Annotated in this window: 17 protein-coding genes and 3 pseudogenes; 14 read left to right on the top strand and 6 right to left on the bottom strand. The window is 57.1% G+C overall.

Annotation, left to right across the window (positions count from 1 at the left end):
- Positions 1 to 194: 194 nt before the first annotated feature.
- Positions 195 to 2,309 (top strand): annotated as a pseudogene (locus AU509_RS10270) (TonB-dependent siderophore receptor).
- Between the two features lie 82 nt (positions 2,310 to 2,391).
- Here the strand turns inward: AU509_RS10270 and AU509_RS10275 are convergent.
- Positions 2,392 to 3,285 carry a LysR family transcriptional regulator gene (locus tag AU509_RS10275; protein ID WP_085652705.1) on the bottom strand — a complete coding sequence of 298 codons (894 nt, stop codon included), beginning with the start codon at positions 3,283 to 3,285 and terminating at the stop codon, positions 2,392 to 2,394.
- Between the two features lie 147 nt (positions 3,286 to 3,432).
- Between AU509_RS10275 and budA the strand changes: the two genes are divergently transcribed.
- The 5 genes from budA to gcvP all read left to right on the top strand — a co-directional run bounded on the left by budA (position 3,433) and on the right by gcvP (position 10,960).
- Entirely contained in the window at positions 3,433 to 4,185 is a 753-nt protein-coding gene (gene budA / locus AU509_RS10280; protein ID WP_409359760.1) for an acetolactate decarboxylase, read from the top strand.
- A gap of 51 nt (positions 4,186 to 4,236) precedes the next feature.
- Entirely contained in the window at positions 4,237 to 5,916 is a 1,680-nt protein-coding gene (gene alsS, locus AU509_RS10285; RefSeq protein ID WP_085652703.1) for an acetolactate synthase AlsS, read from the top strand.
- 557 nt (positions 5,917 to 6,473) lie between these two features.
- On the top strand, positions 6,474 to 7,574 hold the full coding sequence (gcvT, locus tag AU509_RS10290; protein WP_094118269.1) for a glycine cleavage system aminomethyltransferase GcvT: 1,101 nt from the start codon (positions 6,474 to 6,476) through the stop codon (positions 7,572 to 7,574).
- 28 nt (positions 7,575 to 7,602) lie between these two features.
- Positions 7,603 to 8,004 carry a glycine cleavage system protein GcvH gene (gene gcvH / locus AU509_RS10295; RefSeq protein WP_094118270.1) on the top strand — a complete coding sequence of 134 codons (402 nt, stop codon included), beginning with the start codon at positions 7,603 to 7,605 and terminating at the stop codon, positions 8,002 to 8,004.
- An 82-nt stretch (positions 8,005 to 8,086) separates the two neighbouring features.
- Entirely contained in the window at positions 8,087 to 10,960 is a 2,874-nt protein-coding gene (gene gcvP, locus AU509_RS10300; RefSeq protein ID WP_094118271.1) for an aminomethyl-transferring glycine dehydrogenase, read from the top strand.
- Between the two features lie 95 nt (positions 10,961 to 11,055).
- Here the strand turns inward: gcvP and AU509_RS10305 are convergent, their stop codons facing one another.
- Complete coding sequence (locus tag AU509_RS10305) at positions 11,056 to 11,769, bottom strand: GntR family transcriptional regulator (protein WP_094118272.1); 714 nt, start codon at positions 11,767 to 11,769, stop codon at positions 11,056 to 11,058.
- 92 nt (positions 11,770 to 11,861) lie between these two features.
- Between AU509_RS10305 and AU509_RS10310 the strand changes: the two genes are divergently transcribed.
- From AU509_RS10310 to AU509_RS10325, 4 genes and pseudogenes are all read left to right on the top strand, one after another.
- Positions 11,862 to 12,551 (top strand): DUF2848 domain-containing protein, encoded by a 690-nt coding sequence (locus AU509_RS10310; RefSeq protein ID WP_085652698.1) that lies wholly within the window; start codon positions 11,862 to 11,864, stop codon positions 12,549 to 12,551.
- Complete coding sequence (locus tag AU509_RS10315) at positions 12,551 to 13,918, top strand: amidase (RefSeq protein WP_094118273.1); 1,368 nt, start codon at positions 12,551 to 12,553, stop codon at positions 13,916 to 13,918. Before AU509_RS10310 ends, AU509_RS10315 begins: the two co-directional genes overlap by 1 nt.
- Positions 13,919 to 13,932: 14 nt before the next feature.
- Entirely contained in the window at positions 13,933 to 14,583 is a 651-nt protein-coding gene (locus AU509_RS10320) for a DUF4286 family protein (protein ID WP_094118274.1), read from the top strand.
- Positions 14,583 to 15,904 (top strand): annotated as a pseudogene (locus AU509_RS10325) (MFS transporter). The gene AU509_RS10320 and the pseudogene AU509_RS10325 overlap by 1 nt, the downstream one beginning before the upstream one ends.
- Before the next feature lie 52 nt (positions 15,905 to 15,956).
- Here AU509_RS10325 and AU509_RS10330 read toward each other — a convergent pair.
- Positions 15,957 to 16,559: an HD domain-containing protein gene (locus AU509_RS10330; protein ID WP_094118275.1), complete on the bottom strand. Its 603-nt coding sequence runs from the start codon at positions 16,557 to 16,559 to the stop codon at positions 15,957 to 15,959.
- A gap of 221 nt (positions 16,560 to 16,780) precedes the next feature.
- On the opposite strand from AU509_RS10330, the pseudogene trhA reads away from it, so the two are divergent.
- Positions 16,781 to 17,427, top strand: a pseudogene (trhA, locus tag AU509_RS10335) (PAQR family membrane homeostasis protein TrhA).
- A 284-nt stretch (positions 17,428 to 17,711) separates the two neighbouring features.
- Here the strand turns inward: trhA and ygfZ are convergent.
- A complete protein-coding gene (gene ygfZ / locus AU509_RS10340) occupies positions 17,712 to 18,689 on the bottom strand; it encodes a tRNA-modifying protein YgfZ (protein WP_094118276.1) in 978 nt (325 codons plus the stop codon).
- 232 nt (positions 18,690 to 18,921) lie between these two features.
- On the opposite strand from ygfZ, the gene sdhE reads away from it, so the two are divergent.
- From sdhE to rlmF, 3 genes are all read left to right on the top strand, one after another.
- Positions 18,922 to 19,188: an FAD assembly factor SdhE gene (sdhE, locus tag AU509_RS10345; RefSeq protein ID WP_094118277.1), complete on the top strand. Its 267-nt coding sequence runs from the start codon at positions 18,922 to 18,924 to the stop codon at positions 19,186 to 19,188.
- Positions 19,169 to 19,585, top strand: coding sequence for a protein YgfX (locus AU509_RS10350; protein ID WP_094118278.1), 417 nt, complete (start codon positions 19,169 to 19,171; stop codon positions 19,583 to 19,585). The genes sdhE and AU509_RS10350 overlap by 20 nt, the downstream gene beginning before the upstream one ends.
- Before the next feature lie 278 nt (positions 19,586 to 19,863).
- Positions 19,864 to 20,817, top strand: a complete 954-nt coding sequence (gene rlmF / locus AU509_RS10355; protein ID WP_094118279.1) for a 23S rRNA (adenine(1618)-N(6))-methyltransferase RlmF — start codon at positions 19,864 to 19,866, stop codon at positions 20,815 to 20,817.
- Between the two features lie 56 nt (positions 20,818 to 20,873).
- Here rlmF and fldB read toward each other — a convergent pair whose 3' ends face one another.
- Together fldB and AU509_RS10365 are read right to left on the bottom strand one after the other, a co-directional pair.
- On the bottom strand, positions 20,874 to 21,407 hold the full coding sequence (gene fldB / locus AU509_RS10360) for a flavodoxin FldB (protein WP_094118280.1): 534 nt from the start codon (positions 21,405 to 21,407) through the stop codon (positions 20,874 to 20,876).
- A 157-nt stretch (positions 21,408 to 21,564) separates the two neighbouring features.
- Positions 21,565 to 22,893 carry an MFS transporter gene (locus tag AU509_RS10365; protein WP_085652689.1) on the bottom strand — a complete coding sequence of 443 codons (1,329 nt, stop codon included), beginning with the start codon at positions 22,891 to 22,893 and terminating at the stop codon, positions 21,565 to 21,567.
- Between the last annotated feature and the right edge of the window lie 173 nt (positions 22,894 to 23,066).

A 23,066-nucleotide genomic window follows, 5' to 3' on the forward strand; every position in this document is an offset into this window, starting at 1 on the left:
AATTATGTGAAAACCGCAAACTTTACGGGTTGAATGTGTAAATAATAATGGTAATAATTATTATTACTCTTAACTGTTTTTTTGCGCTTTCCGAACGATAGGTTTCCGCCTGATGTGATGCGCTTTGCGTGATATGCGCACAGTGACTGAAAAGGGAAGCCCACTGTCCAGGCGCTTATTCAGGAACCTATCGCATGTCATCCCTTCCTTTATTACGTTATTACAGCGTGCTTGTTGCGCTGACAGCGCCTGCCTTCGTGCTGGCGGCTGAAGACGTCATCGAAGTTTCAGCTCAGCCCGAGGAGTCCGCGCTATCCCCGACCGCGGGCTATACCGCTACGACGTCACAAGGCGCGACTAAAACCGATAAGCCGTTGGTGGTGACCCCCCAGTCGGTTTCCGTGGTGACTCGCCAGCAAATGCGCGATCAGAACGTGATGACGGTGAATGAGGCGCTGAACTATACGCCGGGCGTCTTCACCAATTTTTCCGGTGGGGCGACGCGATTTGATACGGTTTCATTACGTGGATTCCACGGCGCTGATGTGAACAACACCTTCCTTGACGGCTTGCGCGTGCTCAGCGACAGCGGCAGTCATAACAGCCTGCAAATCGACCCTTGGTTCCTGGAGCGTATTGACGTCATTAAAGGCCCTTCGTCCTCTCTGTACGGACAAAGCGTGCCGGGCGGTCTGGTGATGATGACCTCCAAACGGCCGCAGTTTATCCCGGAAGGCACTTCCGCTTCAGCGCCGGCACCCATAACGATCGGGGCGCGGCGTTCGACTACACGCAGGGCATCAATGACAACTGGGCGTTTCGTGTGACGGGGCTGACCCACAGCAGCGACACCATGTATGACGGCCCGCGCGAGGAGCGCTATGCGATTGCGCCTTCTCTCCTGTGGCAGCCGGATGAAGACACCACGTTGTTGCTGAAAGCGTATCTGCAGAAGGATCCGGCGGGGGGCTATCACGGCTCCGTGCCCGCGGCGGGCAGCGTCTACGCCTATCAGGGCCCAAACTCGCGCGCGGCCTGTTTGACGGAGAGAAAAGTCTGGATGACTACAAGCGTAATCAGCAGATGTATGGGTATGAATTCTCTCACCGGTTCAACGATACCTGGGCGTTCAGGCAAAACGCCAGTTACGTCCACTCCAACGTCAATATTCAGCAAATTTATCAGTACGGCTGGAGCAGCGTAGAGACGGACAAACTGTCGCGTTATTACACCGCAGAGTCCTCTTCGCTGGATGCGTATGCCGTCGATAATCAGCTGACGGCGGATTTCGATACCGGCGACGTCAAACACAAAACCCTCTTCGGCGTGGATTTCCAGTACTTCACCAACAACCTGTGGGACGCATCGGGTACGGCTACGTTGCTGGACCCATTTACCGGCCAGTCGGGCGGGGATGCAGTCACCGATTTTTATCGTTTTGACTCACAGCGGCGCTACAAGCAGACCGGCGTTTATGTGCAGGACGATATGCAGTGGCGGCGTTGGTATCTGACGCTGTCTGGCCGTTATGACGCGATCACATTCGACAATAAAAACCTGACCACGGATAGCCGCGGCCAACGCGATGATGAACGCTTCAGCGGGCGGGCCGCGCTGCTGTATGCCTTTGAAAACGGTATTTCGCCTTATGTCAGCTACAGTCAGGCGGTCACGCCCGCGCTGTACGCGGACTCGCAGGGAAACCCGCTCAAGCCGATGAGCAGCGAACAGGTTGAAGGCGGGATCAAATACCAGCCGCGTGGCACCAAGGCGTTATATACCGCGGCGGTGTACGATTTGACGCAAAACGACGTCGCTACCCGCAACATCGTGGGTAACTACTACGAGCCGGTCGGCAAGGTGCAGTCCCAGGGGCTGGAGCTGGAAGCCAGAACGCCGATCACCGAACGGCTGAGCGTCATCGCGGGTTACACCTACAGCAAGGTGAAATATAAAGAGACCGTGGAGGGCAACGACGGCAACACGCCGGTGTTGGCGCCGAAGCAGATGGCCTCGCTGTGGACGCAGTATGACGCGGGCGCAGGCATCAATCTGGCGTTGGCATCCGCCACATCGGCAAGCAGTGGGCCGATGATGCCAATACGCTGCAACTGCCTTCCGTGACGCTGTTGGACGCCTCTGTCCGGGTCGACCTAGGGAGCTGGAACCCTTCGCTCAAAGGGGCTTACGCACAGGTCAACGTCAACAACCTGACGGACAGGACGTACATCGCGTCCTGCTATGAATTGAGAACCTGTTACTGGGGCGCTGAGCGTTCCGTCATCGCGACCGTCGGCTACGATTTCTGACGGTTTGACGCGCAAAAACGGGCGAGCCTGAATGTCAGGCTCGCCGTGGTCTCGCTTGCAGTGTGTCAGCGGCGGGTCGAGCTTACTTTTCCTGTTCGTGCTCGTGCAGCAGTTGCACCATATTATGCAGGGTGGCTGATGTATCGTGCTTGCGCCAGATAACCGCAATCTGCGTATTGAGATGGGGCGTATCGATTTTGTGATAGGTCACGTTGCCAGCCTGAATGCAGGACAGAGACTCCGGAATGAACGTGATGCCGAAGCCGGAAGCGACCATGCTGATCGTCGCCGTGATATGCGGCGCCAGCGGGTTGATTTTAGGCTGATAGCCCGCCAGATAGCAGGCGCGAATGATCATGTCGTGCAGGCTGGGACAGAGTTCGCGCGGGAAAATAATCAGCGGCTCTGACGCCATCTGGCTGAGATGCACTTCCTGCTGATCGCTGAGCGGATGGTTGTCCGGCAACACCAGCCGCATATCCTCTTCTACCAGAATTTCACCGTCGAACTCGTCGCCGATGTCGCAGGGCAGGCGCACGAAGGCGATGTCCGTGCTGCGGTTACGCAGGCTCTCCAGAATCTCATTGATGTGCTCTTCCTGCGGCTGCATCTGCACGTTGGGGAAGCGCTGACGGTAAAGCCGCAGCATTTTCAGCACTAATGGATGGAAGGTGACTGCGCAAGAAAACCCCACATTAATCGCGCCGCTCTCTCCGCGAGCGATACACCGCACCCGATCCATCGCGGCGTCGGTCAGTTCGAGTATCTGCTTGGCGTCCTGGTAAAAGGCTTCTCCCGCTTCGGTCATCTCCACGCCGCGCGTCATTCGCTTCAGCAAAGGCGTCCCGATTTCACGTTCAAGCTTTTGTATTTGTTGACTAAGCGGAGGTTGCGATATCCCTAATGATTCAGCTGCGCGGGTAAAGTGTCGCGTTGAGGCGACGGCGACGAAATAGCGCAGATAACGTAACTCCATATATTTTAGATCTCCAAATAGTCACGTTTTTATATTGGAACTTTGAATCTCACGAGAGCAATATTCAAGGGAAACATTAATTAAATTTATGTCGTACCTCGTCGGAAGAGAAGGGATATGAAAGATTCCAACTGCGTTGACCCCTGTATGGCAGAGCTTGCCAACTTCGTCCATCAGCACCAAAAACACCACCCAGAGTGTCAGATCTATCAAACCTCATTGATGAGCGGCTTGATAAATGGCGTGTACGAAGGCAGTACAACCATGGCGGATCTGCTAGAACATGGTGATTTCGGATTAGGCACCTTTAACGATCTTGACGGAGAGTTGGTGGCGATGGAAAGCCGTATTTTCCAGCTGCGCTCCGATGGCAGCGCACGCGCCGCCAAACCCGATCAGAAAACCCCTTTTGCCGTAATGACCTTCTTCCGTCCGACTGAAAAGATACAGTTTGACCGTGCGATCAGTCGTGAGGATCTTCATCAGCGTATTGATGATTTTGTTGCAACAGACAATCTTTTTTGTGCTTTACGAATCGATGGCTGCTTTAGCTACGTCGAAACTCGTACGGTACCTCGCCAGGAACGACCTTATAAACCGATGCTGGAAGCTATCGCCCAGCAACCGACTTTCCGTTTCGACAACTGCAAGGGCAACGTTATCGGTTTTCGTAGCCCTGCTTATGTTCAGGGGATCAATGTCGCCGGCTATCACGAGCATTTTATCACTGATAGCCGACAAGGCGGCGGACATATCCTGGATTACCGCCTGGAGAACGGCGTGTTGCAATTTGGCACCATTGCCAAATTAGTCATCGACCTGCCTCTGGATCAGGATTTTCTGCGAGCCAACTTGTCCCCTGACGATCTCGATAGCGTCATCCACTCCGTGGAAAGCTAAAGTTCATCAAGGTACTGAAAAGAAAGCACAAAAATGCATAGGAAAAATGTTATGGAAAATAAGGATGGTCAACAGCACTGGGCTTGCGGTGCGGATCTGATCGTTAAACATCTGGAGCAGGAAGGGGTCAAATACGTCTTCGGTATTCCTGGCGCGAAAGTTGACCGCGTTTTTGATTCTCTTGTTGACTCAACGATCCAGACCATCCCCGTACGTCATGAAGCCAACGGGGCGTTCATGGCATCGGCGATCGGCCGTCTAACGGGGAAAGCGGGCGTTACCATGGTGACTTCCGGTCCGGGCTGTTCCAACCTGGTAACAGGTCTGGCGACGGCGACCTCGGAAGGCGACCCGATTGTTGCGCTGGGTGGAGCGGTGAAACGCGCCGACCGACTGAAGCTGACGCACCAGAGCCTGGATACCGTTAGCCTGTTCAAACCGGTCACGAAATTCAGCGCGGAAATTCCTGTTTCCTCGGCGATTTCTGAAGTGCTGGCCAACGCCTTCCGCGCCGCCGAGTTCGGTCGCCCGGGCGCTTCATTCATCAGCCTGCCGGAAGATATTGTCAACGATCCGGTCACAAGCCCTGTGCTGGCCGCGACAAACCTGCCGACGCTGAACAGTGCGCCTCTGTCGGACGTTAAACGCGTTGCGCAGATGATCGAAAAAGCGAAAAACCCGATTCTGCTGCTGGGCCTGATGGCCAGCCAGCCGAAAAACGCGGATGCGCTGCGTCGCCTGCTACACCGCAGCCAGCTGCCGGTCACCAGCACCTATCAGGCGGCCGGTGTGATCGATCAGCAGCACTTCGACCATTTCGCTGGTCGTGTCGGCCTGTTCAATAACCAGGCGGGCGACAAACTGCTTCAGCAGGCTGACCTGATCATCACCGTCGGCTACAGTCCGGTGGAATATGCGCCGGCCCTGTGGAACACCGGTAATGCGACGCTGGTACACATCGATGTGCTGCCGTCCGAACTGGAATGCGACTACCGTCCGGATCTGGAGCTGGTTGGGGATATCTGCATCACCATCGATATGCTTAATGAACAGCTGAATTCGCCGATTCGCCTGTCTTCCGATTCCATCGGTATTTTGGAAGAACGTCGCGAATTGCGTCATCAGCTGGCGACGCATGCCATCAACATGAACGGCTTCGCTATCCATCCGCTGCGTCTGGTTCGTGCGATGCAGGATCTGGTCAATAAAGACGTCACGCTGTGTGTTGATATGGGGAGCTTCCATATCTGGCTGGCGCGTTACCTCTACAGCTTCCGCGCACGTCAGGTGCTGATGACCAACGGTCAGCAGACCATGGGTGTGGCGCTGCCGTGGGCGATTGCGGCTGCGTTGGTGAATCCGAGCCAGAAAGTGCTGTCGGTATCCGGCGACGGCGGCTTCATGCAGTCCAGCATGGAACTGGAAACGGCGGTTCGTCTGAACTGTAATGTCCTGCATATCATCTGGGTGGATAACGCCTACAACATGGTTGAGATTCAGGAACAGAAGAAATACAACCGCGGATCTTGCGTCAAGTTCGGACCGATTGATTTCAAAGTCTATGCGGAAGCGTTCGGTGCGAAAGGCTTTGCGGTTGAGTCGGCTGAAGAACTGATTCCAAAACTGCATCAGGCAATGGATGTCGACGGACCGGCGGTGATCGCCATTCCGGTGGATTACTCCGACAACCACTATCTGATGGAAAACGTCAACATCGCGCATCTGATCTAAGCCAGACGCGTTCGATGCGGGCGGCACATCACGGTCATGACAGACCGGCGGTGTGCCGCCTTTTTCTTTGCCTGCTCATTCGCATCTCACCCCTTTCTTCAACATTGCTCTCGGCCTAACCCTTACTGGATGGCAACCTAGCGTGACGGGGATCGCAACCTGGTCGCTTTCGTCTATAAGGTCTGCGGACCTCCTTTCTGAACGGTCTTCTCCTTGCCTGAAATAATCTAATTTTACGTACTTTTTCGCATTACATTATCTAATGCATTTGTCGTATGTCGATTTTTAATAAATAGGGGGTGTCAGGCGATATTTATTATATTAAAGACGAAATGTGAATATAGTCATTGGTATATGCTGATTATTTTGTTTTTAGTAGCGTAAAAAGTGGGTGTGGCGATAACATAATGACGCTTTTCCTACTCTATATTATATAGATTTACTTATGGTAAGGCGTGTGGTGATGAACCCACATCGGTGGTAAGTTCAAAGACAGAGATAACGTTTGCGTTGGACGCATCCGCTGTAACCAAGCACGGTTAACGTAGAGGGAAAAGATGGCTAAGCAAACCCCGCTGTATGAACAACATGTGGCCGACGGCGCCAAAATGGTGGATTTTCATGGCTGGATGATGCCGCTGCACTACGGCTCCCAGATCGAAGAACATCACGTGGTTCGCAAGAGCGCCGGAATGTTCGATGTATCGCACATGACTATCGTTGATTTGCATGGCGCTCGCGTTAGCGAGTTTTTACGCCATCTGCTGGCGAACGACGTCGCCCGGCTGACGCAGTCCGGTAAAGCGCTCTACACCGCCATGCTGACCCCCTCTGCCGGCGTGATAGATGATTTGATCGTCTACTTTCTACAGGAAGACTTTTTCCGGATGGTTGTGAATTCCGCCACGCGAGAAAAAGATCTGGCGTGGATCGAAGAGCAGGCCAAACCGTTCATGGTGCAGATTCAGGAGCGTGACGATCTGTCGCTCATCGCGATTCAGGGACCGCTGGCCCAGGAAAAAGTACAGCGGTTGCTGACGCCGCAACAGCGCGAAGACACGGCGGGGATGAAGCCGTTTTTCGGCGTGCAGAGCGGCGACTGGTTTATCGCCACCACCGGGTATACCGGCGAGTCCGGCTACGAAATCGCGCTGCCGAAAGCGCAGACGGTCGGCCTATGGCAACAGTTGCTGGCCGAAGGGGTCAAGCCTGCGGGGCTTGGCGCGCGCGATACGCTGCGTCTGGAGTCCGGTATGAATTTGTACGGGCAGGATATGGATGAAAGCGTTTCACCCCTGGCGGCGAACATGGGCTGGACGATCGCCTGGGAGCCGGAAGATCGTCAGTTTATTGGTCGCGAAGCGCTGGAGCGCCAGCGTGCCAAAGGCACCGATCGGTTGGTTGGGCTGGTGATGACCGAGAAAGGCGTATTGCGCAACGGTCTGCCGGTGCATTTCACTGATGCCAGCGGTGCGGTTCGCGAAGGCGTGATCACCAGCGGATCGTTCTCGCCCTCCTTAGGCGTCAGCATCGCTCTGGCTCGCGTCCCGGAGGGTATCGGCGAACAGGCGGTGGTGCGCATACGTCAGCGCGAAGTCCCCGTCCGAGTAACGAAACCCAATTTTGTCCGTGCAGGAAAAGCCCTGATTGAGATTTAACCGTTTTGTCTAAAAGGAGAAGGTGGCAATGAGCAATGTACCTGCGGAATTAAAATATACCTCGTCCCATGAGTGGGTCGCGGCGGACGAAGACGGCACCTATCGTGTCGGGATCACCGAGCATGCGCAGGCGCTGCTGGGCGATATGGTGTTTATCGACTTGCCCGAGGTGGGCGGTCAGTTCAACGCCGGGGACGACTGCGCCGTGGCGGAGTCGGTCAAGGCCGCGTCAGATGTCTACACTCCGCTGAGCGGCGAAGTGCTGGAGGTCAACGGCGAGCTGGAAGGCGCGCCGGAACTGGTTAACAGCGATCCTTACGGCAGCGGCTGGCTATTTCGCATTAAGCCTGCCGACGGCGCGGAGTGGGACAACCTATTGGATGCTGCCGCTTACCAGACGCTTCTGGATGAGGAGGACGACGCGCACTAGCGTCGTTCGCGCCCGGCAGGGCGATCTTTCGGGGCGCCGTTAACGGCGCGTGCTGGATGTGGTTTGATGCAGGAATGTCGTAATGACCCAGACTCTTAGTCAACTTGAACACCATAGCGCTTTTGTTGAACGCCATATCGGATCCACCGCCGAGCAGCAACAGGCTATGTTGGCGGCGGTCGGCGCAGAATCGCTGGATAGGCTGATTCAGCAGATCGTCCCGCCGGATATCCAATTACCCAGCCCTCCCGACGTCGGGGATGCCGTCACGGAACATCAGGCACTGGCGGAACTGAAGGCGATCGCCAGCCGTAATCAGATCTACAAAAGTTATATCGGCATGGGTTACTACGGCGTGCAGATGCCGCCGGTGATCCTGCGTAACGTGCTGGAAAATCCGGGGTGGTACACCGCTTACACGCCTTATCAGCCCGAGGTGTCTCAGGGACGGCTCGAAGCGCTGCTGAATTTTCAACAGGTGACGCAGGACCTGACCGGCCTGCCGGTGGCATCCGCGTCGCTGCTGGACGAAGCCACTGCGGCGGCGGAAGCGATGGCGATGGCCAAACGCGTCAGCAAGCTCAAGCAGGCCAACCGCTTCTTTGTAGCAGAAGACGTACATCCGCAAACGTTGGATGTTGTCCGGACGCGCGCAGCGACCTTCGGCTTCGATATCGTGACCGGAGATCCGCAGGCGGCGCTGAAGGATGACGGCGTCTTCGGCGTGCTGGTGCAGCAGCTGGGTACGACCGGCGAACTGCACGACTATCGAGCCTTGCTGGCCGAGCTGCATGAACGCAAGGTCATTACCTGCGTTGCGGCGGATCTGCTCGCGTTGGTATTGCTCGATGCTCCCGGCGCTCAAGGGGCGGACATCGTCTTTGGCTCCGCGCAGCGTTTCGGTGTGCCGATGGGATACGGCGGCCCGCATGCGGCGTTCTTCGCCAGTCGGGAAGCGTACAAGCGCGCGACGCCGGGCCGCATTATCGGTGTCTCCCGCGATGCTGCGGGCAACACTGCGCTGCGAATGGCGATGCAGACTCGCGAACAGCATATTCGCCGTGAAAAGGCCAACTCCAACCTCTGTACCTCCCAGGTACTGTTAGCGAATTTGGCGGGGATGTATGCGGTATACCACGGACCGGAAGGACTTAAGCGCATCGCCTGCCGTATCCACCGCCTGACCGATATTTTAGCCGCCGGGCTGCAACAGCGCGGCGTGACGCTACGGCATACCCGCTGGTTCGACACGCTGACCGTCTCGGTTAGCGACAAGGCGGCCACGTTGAGTCGGGCGCTCAGTTTCGGCGTCAACCTGCGTAGCGATCTGGAAGGAGCCGTGGGGATCTCGCTGGATGAAACCACGACCCGCGACGATGTGCTGGCGTTGTTCTCGATCCTGCTGGGAGACGACCACGGTCTGGATATCGATGCGCTGGATCACGACGTTAGCGCGGATTCAGACTCGTTGCCCACTGCGCTACGGCGGACGGACAACATCCTGACGCACCCGGTGTTTAATCGCTATCACAGCGAAACCGAGATGATGCGCTACCTGCACCGTCTGGAGAACAAGGATCTCGCGCTCAATCAGGCGATGATCCCGCTGGGATCCTGCACCATGAAACTCAACGCGGCGGCGGAAATGCTGCCTATCACCTGGCCCGAATTCGCCGAGCTGCACCCGTTCTGTCCGCCGGCGCAGGCGCAGGGCTACCGCCAGATGATCTCAATGCTCAGCGAGTGGCTGGTTCTGCTGACCGGCTACGATGCCGTCTGTATGCAGCCGAACTCCGGCGCACAGGGCGAATATGCCGGCCTGCTGACCATCCGTCGATATCATGAAAGCCGCAACGAGTCTCAGCGGCGGATCTGCCTGATCCCGAGCTCCGCGCATGGCACCAACCCGGCTTCCGCGCACATGGCGGGGATGGAGGTGGTCGTGGTGGCCTGCGACAAGCAGGGTAATATCGACCTGCACGATCTGCGGGAGAAAGCGGCGCAGGCCGGGGATCTGCTGGCCTGCATCATGGTGACTTATCCGTCGACTCACGGCGTCTACGAAGAGACGATCCGCGAAGTGTGCCAGATTGTGCATCAGTACGGTGGTCAGGTGTACCTCGACGGGGCCAACATGAACGCGCAGGTGGGCATTACCTCTCCCGGTTTTATCGGCGCGGACGTTTCGCATCTTAACCTGCATAAAACCTTCTGTATCCCTCACGGCGGCGGTGGGCCGGGGATGGGGCCGATAGGCGTGAAAGCGCATTTGGCGCCGTTTGTGCCGGGGCATCAGGTCGTGAAGATCGACGACGTGCTGACTGAGCAGGGCGCCGTTTCCGCCGCACCGTTCGGCAGCGCCTCGATTCTGCCGATCAGCTGGATGTACATCCGCATGATGGGCGCAGAAGGGCTGAAGCAGGCCAGTCAAAACGCCATTCTTAACGCCAACTACGTGGCGGCGCGCCTACAGTCGGCGTTCCCGGTGCTTTACAGCGGCCTCGGCGGCCGGGTTGCGCATGAGTGCATTCTGGACATCCGTCCCCTGAAGGAAGCCAGCGGGATCAGCGAGCTGGATATCGCCAAACGGCTGATCGACTACGGATTCCATGCGCCAACCATGTCGTTCCCGGTCGCGGGCACATTGATGATAGAACCGACGGAGTCGGAAAGTCAGGTAGAGCTGGACCGCTTTATTAACGCCATGCTGGCGATACGGGAAGAGATCGACCATGTGGCGCGGGGGGAGTGGCCGCTGGACGATAATCCTTTGGTCAATGCGCCGCATGTTCAAACCGAGCTGGTCGCCGAGTGGACTCACCCTTACGGGCGGGAGGTGGCGGTGTTCCCGGCCGGCGCCGCGAACAAGTTCTGGCCGACCGTGAAGCGCCTGGATGACGTGTACGGCGATCGCAACCTGTTCTGCTCCTGCGTTCCCGTCAGCGACTACGTCTGACGGCGTCTCGCCATGACTCAGGTGACGTTTTAGCAAGAAGCGCGGGGGCTTGCTGCGAGGCAAGCCCCCGCGCTGTTTTAATCGGCGTAGCGCGATTAAAAGGTGTGGAGCAGCGCATGGCGGAACGACAGGATATGCGCCTCCATCGCGGCTTCCGCGGCGGCGGCGTCTTGCCGCATTAGCGCCTCGATGATGGCGCGATGTTCTTCAACCACCTCTTGCATATGCCTTTCTCGGGACAAGGTGCTGGCCCAAAAACGCTGCGCTCTGGCGTGCAAGACGCTGAGAATGTCCGTCAGGGTGCTGTTGCCCGCGATTTGCGCCAGCATCTGATGAAATTCGTGGTCCAGCGTCATCATTTTGATTCGGTCGCGAGCCTGACAGGCGGTCTCGATCTCCTGATTCAACTCGCTCAGCTCGGTCAGCTGCGCCGCTGTGGCGCGCTGGCAGGCGCGTCGTATACACAGGCTCTCGTTCGCGAGACGGACGTCGATCAGTTCCAGCGCATCGTTAATCGAAAGCGGCGAGACCATCACCCCCTTACGCGGGATGACCTGCAGCAATCCCTCGTTCGCCAGTCGATGAATGGCCTGATTGACGGGCGTTCTACCCATCTCAAGCGCATTCATCACCTGCGCCGTATTCACGTATTCGCCGGGCTTGTAGCTCAGTGTGACCAGCAACTGTTTGAATCGCCGATAGGCCAGCTCGTTCTGCGATAGTCCGGCTTCTTCCGCTGTCGGCAAGACCTGATGGGGTTCATCGACGTGCTTCACGTGTCGCTCCTGCAAAGAAAAGTCTTTCACCATAGTACACAAAACATGGCACGAAAATCGCTTATTCCTTAATTGAAAATCGTGTGAAATTTCACAGTGCTTTTTATCGAGAGGCTGGCAACGTCATGAAACTGATCTTCAATGTGCTGGAAAAATCAGCAGAAAAGTTAATTGAGGTCGAGATTGATCGTCTGGTGATCGCCGGTTGGACCGGCCGCGATCGCGACGCGGTTATGCACCATATCCGGGAACTGGAGGCGCTGGGCGTGCCTCAACCCAGTGCAATCCCGCTTTTCTACCGCGTGGCGACGAACCAGTTGACGCAATCCTCCCTCGTCGAAGTCGTCGGCAACGCCAGCTCCGGCGAGGCCGAACCGCTGATCTTTTCCTATCACGGCGAGCTTTATGTTTCGCTGGCGTCGGATCATACCGATCGCCAACTGGAGGCGCAGAACGTGGCGCTGTCAAAACAGCTATGCGCCAAACCGGTCGCGCGGGAAGCGTGGCCGCTTCGCGAGGTGATGGCTCATTGGGATTCGCTGATCCTACGATCGTGGATCGTCGAAGACGGGGAGTATCGGCTGTATCAGGAAGGCACGTTGGCCAGCCTGCAACCGCCGATGGCGCTGCTACAACGCTATCTGGCGCCCGATGTTCCGATGCTGGCGGACGGACTTGCCATGAGCTGCGGCACGATGACGGCGATCGGCGGGATCCGCCCGGCGACGGAGTTTCGCATGGCGCTGGTCGATGAACATCTGGGACGCACGATCAGCCACAGCTATTCCAGCGTTTTACTGCCGGTGGTGGCGTGATGGGCGCGTTAACGTTGCAGGAGGCCGCCGTCGGGCTGGCGAAGGGCGAATGGACGTCGGCGACGTTAACCGAGGACGCACTGATGCAGATTGCCGATACACAGGGAGAGGGGGCATTTGCCTTTACCCGGGTCTACGCCGAACAGGCCCGTCAGCAGGCCCGGGCGTCAGATCAGCGGCGTGCGGCAGGCGGGGCGCGCTCAGCGTTGGATGGCGTGCCGATCGCCATCAAAGATCTGTTCGACGTCGAGGGCGAGCCGACGCTTGCCGGTTCCCGCGTGTTGGCGTCAGCACCGGCAGCCGCCGCGCATTCGGGTGTGGTCCGCCGTCTTTTTCACGCGGGCGCGGTCGTGGTGGGGAAGACCAATATGACCGAGTTCGCGTATTCCGGCTTGGGGATAAATCCTCACTACGGGACGCCAGCCAATCCGTGGAACCGGGAAAATCGCCGCATTCCGGGAGGCTCCTCTTCCGGCGCGGCGGTCGCGGTGGCGGACGGTATGTGTTTGGGCGCGGTCGGTAGCGATACCGGGGGATCGGTGCGGATTCCGGCGGCTTTTTGCGGTCTGACCGGTTACAAACCTACGGCCCGGCGGATGGATGATACGGGAGTGCTGCCGCTGTCGCCGTCGCTAGACTCCGTTGGCGTTATCGCCCACGGCATCGCCGATTGCCTCGCGCTGGACGGGGTCCTTTCCCATCAGCCTCTGTCGCCCCAGGCTCAGCCTTTGTCGAAGGCCCGATTTGGGGTGCCGCAAACCTTGGTGCTGGACGGATTAGATGACGCGGTGGGGGCGGCGTTCGAACACAGCCTGTGGCGTTTGGCGCGGGCTGGAGCACGTATCGAAACGGTTCCCTGTACGGCCTTTGCGGAATTGGCCGCCATCAATGCCGCAGGCGGGTTCACCGCGCTGGAATCATGGCGTTGGCATCAGTCGTTGATCGCGCGGCATGCCGCCGAGTATGACCCGCGTGTGCTGTCGCGCATTCGCCGTGGAGCGGCCCTGAGCGAGCGAGACGCTGCTTTGCTGATGCGCCAGCGTGCTGAGTGGCAGCGGCGGGTGACCATCGAAATCCAAGGTTACGATGCGTTACTGATGCCGACCGTCCCTTTTATCGCGCCAACCATTGCCGAGCTTGAGGCTAATGAGGCGACTTATTTTCGCGTCAACGGCGCGGCATTGCGAAACCCTTCCATCATCAACTTTCTGGACGGCTGCGCGGTCTCCCTGCCGTGCCAGCAACCGGGCGATGCGCCGGTCGGCCTGATGGTGGCCGGATTGCCGCTACAGGATAACGCGTTGTTGGGATGGGCGTTGTCGATTGAACGATGCCTCAACGGCGGCCTTGACGTCTCATTTCAATGAACAGGAGAAAATTCATGACTGTGACCCCCAACGGGATGCTGCTTGTCGCCACGGACGTCGACGCAGAGGATGAGGCGGATTTTAACCGATGGTACGACTGCGAACACGTGGAGGAGCGGGTACGTATTCCCGGCTTCCTGACCGGTACGCGTTATCAGGCGTTGCAGGGCGGACGCAAATATCTGGGGCTATACAAAACGACATCGCTGGAGTGCTTTACTTCGCCGTCCTATCAGGCGGCCTTTTCCCACCAAACGGAATGGTCGCAAATCAACCTTCGGCGCATGCGGGATCCGCTGCGGCGGGTGTGCGCTATTACGGCGGTAACCGGGTGCGGTACAGGGAGTCATTTGAGCTTGCTTACCCTCGCCCCGCCAGAGGAGGGCGACCTGATCGAACGTATCGCTCATTTAGGGGAATCGCTGTCCGACGTCGCGGGATTCGTCAGCAGCAGCCTGCTTCTGCCTGATGCCGCGCTGAGCACGCCGCTACCGAATGCGTCTCCTGAACCTACGGCGCTCCTGCCGTTACTGGTGCTGGAAAGTGGTTCTCCGGCTGCCGGTGAGTCAATGGCGGCGATGGCGGCACAGATTTTGAATGTATCTCTTCATGATGTCTTGCACTACGCCTTGAGTTGGCAACTGACTGCACAGGAGCTGAAATGATGAATATCGGGACGACTGAAACGGCAGGACAGGCGGTGCCGCTCGCCGCCAAAACGCCGAACACCGGCAAGCTGGCGGCCGCCAGCGCTATAGGTACGGCGCTGGAGTGGTATGACTTTACCGTCTACAACATCATGGCGGCGCTGATCTTTAACCATATCTTCTTCCCGTCATTCGATCCGCTGGTGGGCACGATCCTGGCCTTCTCCACCTACGCGGTCGGCTACGTCTCACGCCTATCGGCGGGATCATCTTTGGTCATCTGGGAGATGTGCTGGGGCGGCGGTTTGTGCTTGTTGCCACGCTGGTGATCATGGGGGTCACGACGGCGTTAATGGGACTGCTGCCCGGCTACGCCCGCTGGGGGATTTGGAGTCCCGTGCTGCTGGTCACCCTGCGTTTTATTCAGGGCATTGCGCTGGGCGGCGAATGGGCTGGGGCGGTGTTGTTGTCGATGGAACATGGCAGACCCCATCAGCGCGGACGAAACGCCTCGTTTGCTCAGGTCGGTCCTTCCTGCGGTACGCTCATCGGCACCGGTTTTATCACGCTGATCACGCTCTCCATTTCGCCCGAAAGCTTTCAGGCATGGGGATGGCGTATTCCTTTCCTGCTGAGTCTGGTACTCGTCGTATTCGGCCTGTGGCTGCGCAGCGGCGTCGGTGAAACCCCCGCCTTTCTCAAGCTAGAGAAAAGTAAACACATTACGCAGGCGCCCATTCGCGTCGTCTTTAGACAGCATCTGCGTTCGTTGCTCATCGCCGGCGGGTCGCGCATCGGCTCAGATGTGTTGTATGCGTTGGTGGTGGTCTTTACGTTGACGTATGTGACAACGGTACTGAACTTGCCGCGCCCGCTGGCCTTGACCGCCACCATGCTGGGCGCTTTCGGCAATGCTATTGCTATCCCGCTGTTCGGAATTCTGTCTGACCGTATTGGTCGGCGACCGGTTTACATGGGCGGCGCGCTGGCGGCAATCATGTGGACATTCGTCTTTTTCACCTTGCTCGACAGTACGCAGCCGGTGCAGATATGTCTGGCGGTCGTGGTTGGACTGCTGATCCATGCGGCGATGTATGGGCCGCAGGCGGCGTTCATCACCGAGCAGTTTCCTACGCAGGTGCGCTATGCGGGATCGTCTTTGGCTTATACGCTGGCGGGCATTGTGGGCGCCGGTTTTGCGCCGCTGATCATTACGAGCCTGTTCACGTCTTACGGCACGTCGCTGGCGATTTCACTCTATGTGACGTTGGCGCTGACGATCACGCTATGGGCATTGTGGTCAGCCAAAGAAACGGCCCATAAGCCATTGAAAGACTGAGAGGAGCGCCGGTCGTTGCGCGGCGTAAGCGACAGGCAACAGACCGGAATGACTACTTCAACCAGCCTTTGCTTTGTGCAACTTCGAGATGATGGCTGAGATAGCCCCACAGTTCAGGATAAACCTCTCTGATGAAGTCATTCCGCGACAGTACCTGTTCCAAGCGAATACCGTGCTCCACCCAACTTTGACCGCCGTTGTGAAGATTCATTAACACCGGCATCAGGCGGTCAATCAATAGCGCGAAGCGTGCGTCAGGCGTTTCGCTTGCTTCATACTCCAGCCACAGCTGATGGAAGCGGCTGCGCTGCGGTTCCGGCAGCAGACCGAACAGCCGTATGGCGGCGGCGACTTCGCGATCGTGTACTTCGGCACGCCCCTGAAGATCGTAAACCAGCACGTCGCCCGCATCGACCTCCACGATATCGTGGATCAGCGCCATTTGAATGACGCGCTGAATATCAACGTCCTTTCCCGCATAAGGCGCCAGGCTCATCGCCGCCAGAGCAAAATGCCAGCTATGCTCGGCAGAATCTTCCTGACAGTCAGTGCCAATCACTTTGGAACGGCGTTTGACGCTTTTGAGTTTATCGACTTCCATCAAGAATGCGACGACGTCAGTGAGGGGACCGAAGTCCAGTACGGCAAGGGACATCTGAATAATCTCCATAAAGGAAGGTGCCCAATTGTAAGGCAACCTTGGCGACATTGAAATGCAGGATTGAAGGCAACAACGGCCATATCGTGAGGACTATAATTATTTCAGCGTACGCGTGTACACTGAAAAGGTTCTCCGTTACTCTGGTGGCGGTCACATCATCCGCCTGGGCTTTTTGCCTCATTGAGCGGCGAAAAGGATATTTCAAGAGGTAGGTCATGAAGAAGCAGGTGTTGGATTCGGGTTATTCGCTGGCGGAAGAAATCGCCAATAGCATCAGTCACGGGGTCGGATTAGTGTTAGGCATCATCGGCCTGATTTTACTGCTGACGCAGGCGGAAAAAAATGGTGCTGATGCCATCGCTATCACCAGTTATAGCCTCTACGGCGCCACGGTCATTCTGCTGTTTCTGGCCTCTACGCTATACCATGCCATTCCTAATCAAAACGCCAAACGCTGGCTGAAAAAGTTCGATCACTGCGCGATTTACCTGCTGATTGCGGGTACTTACACCCCGTTTTTGATGGTGGGCCTGAAATCGCCGTTGGCGTATGGCTGATGATTGCTATCTGGAGTCTGGCGCTACTGGGCGTCATATTTAAAATGGCATTTGCGCACCGATTTGAGATCCTCTCACTGGTGACCTATCTGGTTATGGGCTGGCTATCGCTGATCGTGATTTATGAACTGGCCATTACGCTTTCTCTCGGCGGCGTGGTGTTGCTGGCGGTCGGCGGGGCGATCTATACGCTGGGCGTCATTTTTTATTCCAGCAAGCGGATCCCCTTTAACCATGCTATCTGGCATGGATTTGTGCTGGGGGGGAGCTTGTGCCATTTCCTGGCGATTTATCTTTACGTTTAACATCATCAAGCCGTGTCGCTCATCAGATGTCGTGACTGAAAGGCTTTGCACTGCTGGCCAAGACGGCCATGCATACGGGGAATGAGCGATTGTGCTTTTCCGGCCCGCGTCGAGTTTGCGTGCGCCATAAGCCAATAACATTACCGCGCGGAAAACGCCGTCGTCATGCTGGCGCTGCCGTAACGGATTTACCGGAAGTGGCAGGCCTGCGGCGGAATCCCGGAAGGTCATCTTCGCCGCACGCCTTGCGACGCACCGTTTTAGGCCGTCGCGGATGGGGTCGCTTACTCCTCCAGTGAATAAGGCAGCGGCTGAATCGACAGTGTGCTGGCGCTATCGTCCCGCACGCGCAGCACGCTGTCGGCTTCCAGGTCGTTATTCAACACCGCCTGCACCCACAGCTGTCCGTCATGCAAACGCGCGGACGCCAGCACGGTGCCGGTACGACGCCAGTTGTCTCCCAGCTTCAGCTCGAGATCGTCACCTGCCGCGGGTTCGATCGTCGACGTGCCCGCGAGCCAATACAGCGCGCGTTTATTGGCGCCGCGGTACTTGGCGCGCGCCACCATTTCCTGCCCCGCATAGCATCCTTTAAGGAAACTAATCCCCTGTAAAGCCTGCAAATTTGTTGCCTGTGGAATGAACTGTGCGCTATTTGCCGTGTCAATCAGGGGGTAGCCCGCTTCGATATCAAGCGCCAGCCATTGGGTGCTGTTATTTCGCTGCGTTTTACCTTCCAGCGCATTCAGTAGGGCCGCCGCGCGTTCGGCCGACAGCACCAATAGAAAACGCTCGTCCGGATGCGTGAAATGCAGCAGCGTCGCGCCCGACTCTTGCACCACGGCGTTATCGGCATCTGGTAAGGCGTTAAACAGGGGGGCGAGTTGCTCCCGGACGCCTTGCCCGGCGGCACCCAACAGTACGGCTTCATCATCGGCCGCCATCGTAGTTTTGGAGAAGACGGCGTACTTTTTCAACTCGGCCAGTTGCACGTCGCGAACGCTGCGGCGTTCGACATAGGCCAGTCCCTCGCCGTGATGGAACAGACGCAGGTCGCTCCACATTTTACCTTTGGCGTCGCAGTGGGCGCAGAGGACATGCTGGTTAGGCTGCAGCGCCGTCACGTCGGTGGTGACCTGCCCCTGCACATAGCTGACGGTGTCGGGGCCGACCAGAGTGACCAGTCCCCAATCCTCTAGCGTCATGAGCGTGGCGGGAAGGGCGGACGGGAATAAAGGGTGTGATGGAATTGTATTAGCCATGGTTACAGTCCTGCGATGAGGGGTGTTTAGCAATGGTCTAATGGTAAAAGAGCGGCAAGGGTTTGCAAGCGCTTATTGGGTGGCGATGACGAATGCGCGAGGCGCTACGCAGAGTGAGCAATGCCGATGCCGATACTGCGCTAAAATATGTCAAAGTATTACTATTGGTTTAATATCATCGAACAAAATAGGGTTACACTGAAGGCTATGACTGAACAAAGTGAGCGATCATATGGATATCAATGATAAAGCACGCATTCACTGGGCCTGTCGGCGCGGCATGCGTGAGCTGGATATTTCCATCATGCCGTTTTTCGAGCATGACTACGATGCATTGAACGATAGCGACAAAAGCGCCTTTGTCCGCCTGCTGCAGTGCGACGATCCCGATCTGTTCAACTGGCTGATGAATCACGGCGAGCCATCAGATCTGGAGCTTAAACGCATGGTTTCCCTTATTCAGACGCGAAATAAACACCGTGGCCCAGTGGCAATGTGATCTTAAAGTTTCCTGGCGCATGCAGCTGTTCTCTCTGCTGGTGCACGGGATTATGGTGCTCTTGATTCTGCTGGCCCCGTGGCCGAGTGGTTATGCGCCGCTATGGCTGGGGCTGGTGTCTCTGGTGATGTTCGGATTCATTCGTAGCCAGCGCAATATCAAATCTCGCCACGGCGCGATCTCGCTGCACGGTGAACGTCATCTGCGCTGGCAGCAGCGAGAGTGGCGCATCGTCAAACGGCCGTGGATGCTGAAGAGCGGTATTCTGCTGTCGCTGCGGGCAGCGGACGGCGCAGCTCTGGAACAGCGACTATGGCTCTCCTCGGACAGTATGGGGCGGGATGAGTGGCGGCATCTGCGTCAGCTTTTGCTGCGGAAGGACCGCTGCGCAGGGTAATGACGCTTAATGTTGCGCTCGCGTGGTGAACTCAGTGCCGCCATGCGGATATTCTTCGCGTTGGGGCCGCAGTTCGCTACTGAATGATTTTCCTCGCCCCCCGTTTCGATAACGCTTCCGCACGCCCGCGGTTGTAGTATTGAATTTCTCGCCCTTCGCCGGCAGGCGAAGAAAATCGGCGCTGTCGATCGGGCCGATACGTGAGAAAAATGCCCGCAGCGATTTACGCGATTTGCCGCAGCGGGTATCTTACGCGTCGTTCAACAAGAGAGAAGCCGATGACCACGCCTGCAGAAAAACGCGCCGCGCAGAAAAATATGCTGCATCCGCGCAACCGCCATCGCGGCCGCTATGATTTTACCGCCCTGAAACTCACGCATCCTGCGCTGATCCCGTTCGTTCATGTGAACGACTACGGCGACGAGTCGATTGATTTCGCCAATCCGGACGCGGTCAAAACGTTGAATCAGGCGCTGCTGCACGAGTTCTATCAGATTGAACACTGGTTTTTACCCGAGGGATTTCTCTGCCCGCCGATCCCCGGACGGGCGGACTATGTTCATCACCTTGCCGATCTACTGGCCGAGGATAATCAGTCTCAGGTGCCGCGTGACGCCTCCGTACTGGATATCGGCTGCGGCGCCAACTGCATTTACCCGCTGATCGGTCAGCGTGAGTACGACTGGCGCTTCACCGGCAGCGAGATCAATCCACAGGCCATGCAGGCGGCCAATGCGACCATCGCCGCCAATCCCGGTCTAAGCCGAACCATCCGCTTGCGTCGTCAGAAAGACAGTAAGGCTATCCTCAACGGCATCATTCACAAAAATGAGCTGTTTGATGCGACGCTGTGCAACCCGCCATTCCATGCCTCGGCCAACGAGGCGAAGCAGGGCTCGCGCCGGAAGCTGCACAACCTTGGGCTGGACAAGCGATCGCCGCTCAATTTCGGCGGGCAGGAAGATGAACTGTGGTGTGAAGGCGGGGAGAAAGCGTTTATTGCGCAGATGATCCGCGAAAGTGCGGTTTTCTCACGTCAATGCCTGTGGTTTACGTCGCTGGTCTCACGCAAAGAGAATTTGCCGGATCTGTATCGCGTGTTGGATGAGGTGGGCGCGGAGAGCGTTAAAACCGTGGATATGGCGCAGGGACAGAAGCAGAGCCGCTTCGTCGCCTGGAGCTTCCTCACGCCAGCCGCTCGCACCAAATGGTGGGCGCAGAAGCGTCGTTAACGGTCGCAAAAACGCGCCGGGATATGGTTGAAATCGCCGTATCCCGGCGGCGGACGTCACGCCTGTTCAGATTGGCATAGCGCTTTAAGTTCTCGCAGGATCTGCTCACACCACTGTTGGATGCGGTCTTCACTCATGTCGTACTGATTCACTTCGTCCAGCGCCAGTCCGACGAAGTGCTTGCCGTCGGGCGTCAGCGGTTTGGTGCTGATGAAATCGTACTCCTCGGTCGGCCAGTAGCCGATGAATCTTACGCCCAGCGGCTGTAGCTGCTCATGCAGCATACCCAGCGCATCCAAAAACCACTCGCTGTATCCCAGCTGATCGCCCATCCCGTAGAGCGCGACGATCTTTCCCTGTAGTTTCAGCGTCGGCAGGTGATGCCAGATGGCTTCCCAATCTTCCTGAATTTCGCCGAAGTCCCAGGTCGGAATGCCGAGGATTAGCGCTTCATAGTCTTCCATACGTTGGGGATCGACATCTTTGACGTTGTTCAGTTCGATCATATCCGCACCCAGGATGTCGCGGATTTTCTCTGCCGCCATTTCGGTGTAGCAGGTGCTGGAGCCGTAAAAAAGTCCTATCTTCATAAGCCGTCAGTGTGTTGGGAAAGTGAATGTAAGGCGCTGCCGCAGCGCGGCAACACACAGTCAATGCGTTAGTCTGGCGAAGTATACTACGCCCGTAAAGCACAAATGACTGTGGGAAAAGCATCGGGGCGAAGACGGATGCCTTCGCCCACGGTGTTTAATCGAGGGATTGGTGACGTGTTTCTTTGATCAGCAGCAGCGCGATCAGCGTCAATGTCGCCATCGCCGCCAGATAGACGCCGACGTAGAACAGCCCATAGTTGCTGGTCAGCCAGGCGGCGATATAGGGCGCGACTGAAGCCCCCAGAATTGACGACACGTTATAGGAGAATGAGGCGCCGGTGTAGCGAACTTCCGTCGGGAAGAGCTCCGGCAGCAGCGCGCCCATGGGACCGAAGGTGAAGCCCATCATGCTCAGGCCCAGCACCAGAAACGCCATCACCAGCCACTGTTCGCCGGATCCCAGCAGGTAGGGGAAGACGAAGGCGAAGACCAGCATGCTGCAGGTGACGACGATCATAGTGCGGCGGCGGCCATAGATATCGGCCAGATAGCCGGCGACCGGGATCATCAGACCGAAGCCAATCACCGCGATCATCAGCATCCACAGGAAGTTATTACGCGGAATACCCAGCCCGGCCGGAACCGGCGAGGTGCCGTAGGTCATCGAGTAGACGGTCATGATGTAAAACAGCGTGTAGGTCGCCAACATGATGAACGTGCCGAGGATCGTCGCTTTCAGGTGTTTGCTCAGCAGCGTTCCCATTGGGATCCGTACTTTTTTACCCGCCTGTTCGGCTTTGGCGAAGACCGGCGATTCATGCAGGGACACGCGGACATACAGCCCGATCAGCACCAGAATCGCGGAGAAAATGAACGGAACGCGCCAGCCCCAGTGCATAAACTGTTCATCCGTCAGCAGCCAGGACAACAGCAGGAAGGTACCGTTAGCGAAGAAGAAGCCAATAGGCGCGCCGAGCTGAGGAAACGAGCCATACAGCGCGCGTTTGTGCGCCGGTGCGTTCTCTGTCGCGAGCAGCGCCGCGCCGCCCCATTCGCCGCCCAGGCCCAGACCCTGACCAAAGCGGGCCAGCGCCAGCAGCATTGGCGCCAGAATACCGATCGTTTCGTAGCTCGGAAGCAGGCCGATCGCGACGGTGGATATTCCCATCGTCAGCAGCGAAGCCACCAGCGTGGCTTTTCGTCCGACTCGGTCGCCGAAATGTCCAAACAGGGCGGAACCGATGGGACGTGCGATAAAGGCAATCGCGAACGTCGCCAGTGACTGGAGTGTTGCTGCAGTGTTATCGCCTTGCGGGAAAAAGATGTGCGGGAAAATCAGCACCGCGGCAGTAGCATAAATATAGAAATCAAAGAATTCGATGGCAGTGCCGACCAGAGAAGCAACCACAACCTTATTACGGGAGTTTACGGGGGCGTCTGGGACTTGATTGTCATCAACAGTGGATGCGACGGAGGATTGCATAGTTTTTTCAGTTTTTTAACAACACGGACGCGTATTTTATGCATAGAAAATGCTTATTTTCAAACCACCAAGCCGCGTCTGACGCGGGCTGCGCTAGGATGTGTCCCGCTTTTCTCCCGATTAATAAGATATAATCCCTTAAGCCGCATTTTTTGCCGCAGGATATGATAAAA

The sequence above is a fragment of the Lonsdalea britannica genome (assembly GCF_002111595.1).
GTDB classification, from domain to species: domain Bacteria; phylum Pseudomonadota; class Gammaproteobacteria; order Enterobacterales; family Enterobacteriaceae; genus Lonsdalea; species Lonsdalea britannica.

Excerpts from the sequence above, each read along its gene's own strand:
- AU509_RS10275 (WP_085652705.1), bottom strand. The coding sequence starts at position 3,285 with ATGGAGTTACGTTATCTGCGCTATTTCGTCGCCGTCGCCTCAACGCGA.
- budA (WP_409359760.1), top strand. The coding sequence starts at position 3,433 with ATGGCAGAGCTTGCCAACTTCGTCCATCAGCACCAAAAACACCACCCA.
- alsS (WP_085652703.1), top strand. The coding sequence starts at position 4,237 with ATGGAAAATAAGGATGGTCAACAGCACTGGGCTTGCGGTGCGGATCTG.
- gcvT (WP_094118269.1), top strand. The coding sequence starts at position 6,474 with ATGGCTAAGCAAACCCCGCTGTATGAACAACATGTGGCCGACGGCGCC.
- gcvH (WP_094118270.1), top strand. The coding sequence starts at position 7,603 with ATGAGCAATGTACCTGCGGAATTAAAATATACCTCGTCCCATGAGTGG.
- gcvP (WP_094118271.1), top strand. The coding sequence starts at position 8,087 with ATGACCCAGACTCTTAGTCAACTTGAACACCATAGCGCTTTTGTTGAA.
- AU509_RS10305 (WP_094118272.1), bottom strand. The coding sequence starts at position 11,769 with ATGGTGAAAGACTTTTCTTTGCAGGAGCGACACGTGAAGCACGTCGAT.
- AU509_RS10310 (WP_085652698.1), top strand. The coding sequence starts at position 11,862 with ATGAAACTGATCTTCAATGTGCTGGAAAAATCAGCAGAAAAGTTAATT.
- AU509_RS10315 (WP_094118273.1), top strand. The coding sequence starts at position 12,551 with ATGGGCGCGTTAACGTTGCAGGAGGCCGCCGTCGGGCTGGCGAAGGGC.
- AU509_RS10320 (WP_094118274.1), top strand. The coding sequence starts at position 13,933 with ATGACTGTGACCCCCAACGGGATGCTGCTTGTCGCCACGGACGTCGAC.
- AU509_RS10330 (WP_094118275.1), bottom strand. The coding sequence starts at position 16,559 with ATGTCCCTTGCCGTACTGGACTTCGGTCCCCTCACTGACGTCGTCGCA.
- ygfZ (WP_094118276.1), bottom strand. The coding sequence starts at position 18,689 with ATGGCTAATACAATTCCATCACACCCTTTATTCCCGTCCGCCCTTCCC.
- sdhE (WP_094118277.1), top strand. The coding sequence starts at position 18,922 with ATGGATATCAATGATAAAGCACGCATTCACTGGGCCTGTCGGCGCGGC.
- rlmF (WP_094118279.1), top strand. The coding sequence starts at position 19,864 with ATGACCACGCCTGCAGAAAAACGCGCCGCGCAGAAAAATATGCTGCAT.
- fldB (WP_094118280.1), bottom strand. The coding sequence starts at position 21,407 with ATGAAGATAGGACTTTTTTACGGCTCCAGCACCTGCTACACCGAAATG.
- AU509_RS10365 (WP_085652689.1), bottom strand. The coding sequence starts at position 22,893 with ATGCAATCCTCCGTCGCATCCACTGTTGATGACAATCAAGTCCCAGAC.